The sequence below is a fragment of the Pseudomonas sp. GXM4 genome, from assembly GCF_008923895.1.
GTDB classification, from domain to species: domain Bacteria; phylum Pseudomonadota; class Gammaproteobacteria; order Pseudomonadales; family Pseudomonadaceae; genus Aquipseudomonas; species Aquipseudomonas atacamensis.
Genome location: NZ_WBRZ01000370.1, coordinates 1 through 4,284, shown reverse-complemented (window position 1 = coordinate 4,284; position 4,284 = coordinate 1). Strand labels below are relative to the sequence as shown.

Below are 4,284 nucleotides of genomic sequence, written 5' to 3'. Positions count from 1 at the left end.
TTTTAAGAATATCCATGCCTCTCTTATATTGCTCCCACGCCGAACGCAGTGCCGCCCACTGCCAGGCAAACCCCCTTCAAAGGAGCAGCACCATGAGCGCATCCCTTCGCAGCGTTGACGGTCAGGACGAAAGCACCATCTTGCGGGAAATCCAGAGCGCCCTGCGCGATCTGCGGTTCGGCGCGGTGGAGATCACTGTGCACAACGCGCAAGTCGTACAGATCGAACGCAAAGAGAAATTCCGTTTGCAGCAACCCGGTAAGCAACCGGGCTGAAATCAAAAGATCGCAGCCTTCGGCGGCTCCTACAGGGGGCTGTGTGCAGGAGCTGGCGAAGGTGGCGATCTTTCAACGGGACCCGATTCCAGCAATACATAAGAACAAGCCACCACCAGGAATTCCAGGAGCTTTCACCATGTCGTCGATTCGCCGTTATGCTTTGGCCGCGCTGGCCAGCGCCGTGTTTGCCGGTTCCGCCGTTGCCAAGGATTACGAGCTGCTCAACGTGTCGTATGACCCGACGCGCGAGCTGTATCAGGAATACAACGCCGAATTCATCAAATTCTGGCAGCAGGACCATGCCGGCGACACGGTGAAAATCCAGCAGTCCCATGGCGGTTCGGGCAAGCAGGGCCGTGCGGTGATCGACGGTCTGCGTGCTGACGTGGTGACCCTGGCCCTGGCTGGCGACATCGACGAAATCGCCAAGCTCGGCAAGAGCCTGCCCGCCGACTGGCAGAAGCGTCTGCCGGAAGCGAGCACGCCGTACACCTCGACCATCGTGTTCCTGGTGCGCAAGGGCAACCCGAAAGGCATCAAGGACTGGGGCGATCTGGTCAAGAACGACGTTTCGGTGATCACGCCGAACCCGAAAACCTCGGGCGGTGCGCGCTGGAACTTCCTCGCCGCGTGGGCCTATGGCCTGAAAGCCAACGGCGGTGATGAGGCCAAGGCGAAGGAATACGTACAAACCCTGTTCAAGCACGTGCCGATCCTTGACACCGGCGCCCGTGGTTCGACCATTACCTTCGTCAACAACGGTCAGGGCGACGTGTTGCTAGCCTGGGAAAACGAAGCGTTCCTGGCGCTGAAAGAAGACGGCGGCGCAGACAAGTTCGACATCGTCGTGCCGTCGCTGTCGATCCTCGCCGAACCACCCGTGGCGGTGGTCGACAAGAATGCCGAGAAGAAGGGCAACGCGCAGATCGCCGAAGCCTACCTCAAGCATCTGTACAGCCCGGCCGGCCAGGAAATCGCCGCGAAAAACTTCTATCGTCCACGTGACAAGGACGTAGCGGCCAAGTACGCCCAGCAGTTCCCGAAACTGGAACTGGTGACCATCGACAAGGACTTCGGCGGCTGGAAATCCGCACAGCCGAAATTCTTCAACGACGGTGGCGTGTTCGACCAGATTTATCAGGCGCAGTAATCTCGCCTTCAACCGGCCCGATGTCTGGGCACATGACATGTGGGACTGAGCTTTTGTGGTGAGGGGATAAATCCCCTCACCACAGGGCTCGCTCCCACATTGATGCGTTTTCAACCAGGGACTTTTATGTCGCGTCGTATCTCCCCCGTCATACCCGGCTTCGGGCTGACGCTGGGTTACACCTTGGTGTACCTCAGCCTGATTGTGCTTATCCCGCTGGCGGCGATGTTCGTCCATGCCGCCCAGCTGACCTGGGATCAGTTCTGGACGATCATCTCCGCACCACGGGTGCTGGCTGCATTGAAGCTGAGCTTCGGTACCGCGCTGTGTGCGGCGATCATCAACGGCATCATCGGCACGCTGCTGGCCTGGGTGCTGGTGCGCTACACCTTCCCCGGACGCAAGGTGATCGACGCGATGATCGATCTGCCGTTCGCCCTGCCGACAGCTGTGGCCGGTATCGCGCTGACCGCGCTGTACGCGCCGGCCGGGCTGGTCGGGCAGTTCGCTGCCGACCTCGGTTTCAAAATCGCCTACACCCCGTTGGGCATCACCCTGGCGCTGACCTTCGTCACGCTGCCGTTCGTGGTGCGCACGGTGCAGCCGGTGCTGGCCGATATTCCCCGTGAAGTCGAAGAAGCGGCGGCGTGCCTGGGTGCGAAGCCATGGCAGGTATTTCGCCACATTCTGGTTCCGGCCTTGCTGCCCGCCTGGCTGACCGGTTTTGCGCTGGCGTTCGCGCGTGGCGTCGGCGAGTACGGTTCGGTGATTTTCATTGCCGGCAACATGCCGATGAAAACCGAGATCCTGCCGCTGCTGATCATGGTCAAACTCGACCAGTACGATTACACCGGCGCTACCGCCATCGGCGTATTGATGCTGGTGGTTTCCTTCATCCTGTTGCTGCTGATCAACTTGCTGCAGCGGCGCATCGAAACCCCATAAGGAGGCGCGAACATGTCCCAATCGTCCATTGCGGCCGCCTCTTCGGCCAACGCAGCGCGCCGTGGCAGCGCCACTTCGCGCAGAGTCCTGATCGGTCTTGGCTGGCTGATTTTTTTCCTGTTTCTGCTGCTGCCGTTGTTCATCGTCGTATCGCAAGGTCTGAAAAACGGCCTCGGCGCGTTCTTCACCGCGATCTTTGAGCCGGACGCGCTTTCGGCATTGAAACTCACCGTGTTCGCCGTGCTGATCTCGGTGCCGCTGAACCTGGTGTTCGGCGTCAGTGCGGCATGGTGCGTGAGCAAATACTCGTTCCGTGGCAAGAGCATGCTGGTCACGCTGATCGACCTGCCGTTCTCGGTGTCGCCGGTGATTGCCGGTCTGGTCTACGTGCTGATGTTCGGCGCCCAAGGCCTGTTCGGGCCGTGGCTGCAGGATCACGACATCCAGATCGTCTTCGCCCTGCCGGGCATTGTGCTGGCGACGATTTTTGTCACCGTGCCGTTCGTGGCCCGTGAACTGATTCCGCTGATGCAGGAACAAGGCACCCAAGAGGAAGAAGCCGCGCGCCTGCTCGGAGCCAACGGCTGGCAGATGTTCTGGCACGTCACCGTACCCAACATCAAGTGGGGCCTGATTTATGGCGTGGTGCTGTGTACGGCGCGGGCCATGGGTGAATTCGGTGCGGTGTCGGTGGTTTCCGGGCACATTCGCGGGGTGACCAACACCTTGCCGCTGCACGTCGAGATCCTCTACAACGAATACAACCACGTGGCCGCGTTCGCCGTGGCGAGCCTGTTGCTGATCCTGGCGCTCTTCATCCTGCTGCTCAAGCAGTGGAGCGAAAACCGTATCAACCGCCTGCGCGCCAGCGCCGCGGAGGAATAATTCATGTCGATCGAAGTGCGTAACGTCAGCAAGAATTTCAACGCGTTCAAGGCGCTGGACAACATCAGCCTGGATATCCACAGCGGTGAGCTGGTCGCGCTGCTTGGTCCGTCGGGCTGTGGCAAAACCACCTTGCTGCGCATTATTGCCGGTCTGGAAACCCCGGATCAGGGCAACATCGTTTTTCACGGCGAGGACGTTTCCGGCCACGATGTGCGTGATCGTAACGTCGGTTTCGTCTTCCAGCATTACGCCTTGTTCCGCCACATGACAGTGTTCGACAACGTCGCGTTCGGCCTGCGGATGAAACCGAAAAACCAGCGCCCGAGCGAAAGCCAGATCGCCACCAAGGTTCATGAACTGCTGAACATGGTGCAACTGGACTGGCTGTCGGATCGCTACCCGGAGCAGTTGTCCGGTGGCCAGCGTCAGCGTATCGCCCTGGCCCGTGCTTTGGCGGTGGAGCCGAAAGTGCTGCTGCTGGATGAACCGTTCGGCGCCCTCGACGCCAAGGTGCGCAAGGAACTGCGGCGCTGGTTGGCGCGGCTGCACGAAGATATCAACCTGACTTCGGTGTTCGTGACCCACGACCAGGAAGAAGCGATGGAAGTCGCCGACCGCATCGTGGTGATGAACAAGGGTGTGATCGAGCAGATCGGCTCACCGGGCGATGTCTACGAAAACCCGGCCAGCGACTTCGTTTATCACTTCCTCGGCGACTCGAACCGCTTGCTGCTGAGCGATGACAACCATGTGCTGTTCCGCCCGCACGAAGTATCGTTGTCCAAGCATGAGCTGGAAGATCACCACGCCGCTGAAGTGCGCGATATCCGCCCGCTGGGCGCGACTACCCGGGTGACCTTGAAAGTGGAGGGGCAGACCGATCTGATCGAAGCGGAAGTGGTCAAGGATCACGACAGCCTGATCGGTCTGGCCAAGGGTGAAACCCTGTTCTTCAAGCCGAAGGTCTGGCAGAAAGTCGCTAACCTCTAAAAGCAAAAGATCGCAGCCTTCGGCAGCTCCTAC

At 59.9% G+C, this 4,284-nt stretch carries 5 protein-coding genes; all 5 read left to right on the top strand.

The features are described from left to right. Positions 1–92 precede the first annotated feature (92 nt). The 5 genes from oscA (at position 93) to F8N49_RS25990 (ending at position 4,251) form a co-directional block, all read left to right on the top strand. Positions 93–275, top strand: coding sequence for a sulfur starvation response protein OscA (gene oscA, locus F8N49_RS26010; protein WP_007917682.1), 183 nt, complete (start codon positions 93–95; stop codon positions 273–275). A gap of 139 nt (positions 276–414) precedes the next feature. Further along, positions 415–1,428 (top strand): sulfate ABC transporter substrate-binding protein, encoded by a 1,014-nt coding sequence (locus F8N49_RS26005; protein WP_024011134.1) that lies wholly within the window; start codon positions 415–417, stop codon positions 1,426–1,428. Positions 1,429–1,554: 126 nt separating this feature from the next. Continuing rightward, positions 1,555–2,373 carry a sulfate ABC transporter permease subunit CysT gene (gene cysT, locus F8N49_RS26000; protein WP_016772245.1) on the top strand — a complete coding sequence of 273 codons (819 nt, stop codon included), beginning with the start codon at positions 1,555–1,557 and terminating at the stop codon, positions 2,371–2,373. A gap of 12 nt (positions 2,374–2,385) precedes the next feature. Further along, positions 2,386–3,258: a sulfate ABC transporter permease subunit CysW gene (gene cysW, locus F8N49_RS25995; protein WP_041477435.1), complete on the top strand. Its 873-nt coding sequence runs from the start codon at positions 2,386–2,388 to the stop codon at positions 3,256–3,258. Positions 3,259–3,261: 3 nt separating this feature from the next. Continuing rightward, positions 3,262–4,251, top strand: coding sequence for a sulfate/molybdate ABC transporter ATP-binding protein (locus tag F8N49_RS25990; protein ID WP_016772244.1), 990 nt, complete (start codon positions 3,262–3,264; stop codon positions 4,249–4,251). Positions 4,252–4,284: the final 33 nt, after the last annotated feature.

What these genes read in the sequence shown, in the direction of transcription:
- F8N49_RS25990 (WP_016772244.1), top strand. Translation starts at nt 3,262, where the DNA reads ATGTCGATCGAAGTGCGTAACGTCAGCAAGAATTTCAACGCGTTCAAG.
- cysT (WP_016772245.1), top strand. Translation starts at nt 1,555, where the DNA reads ATGTCGCGTCGTATCTCCCCCGTCATACCCGGCTTCGGGCTGACGCTG.
- F8N49_RS26005 (WP_024011134.1), top strand. Translation starts at nt 415, where the DNA reads ATGTCGTCGATTCGCCGTTATGCTTTGGCCGCGCTGGCCAGCGCCGTG.
- cysW (WP_041477435.1), top strand. Translation starts at nt 2,386, where the DNA reads ATGTCCCAATCGTCCATTGCGGCCGCCTCTTCGGCCAACGCAGCGCGC.
- oscA (WP_007917682.1), top strand. Translation starts at nt 93, where the DNA reads ATGAGCGCATCCCTTCGCAGCGTTGACGGTCAGGACGAAAGCACCATC.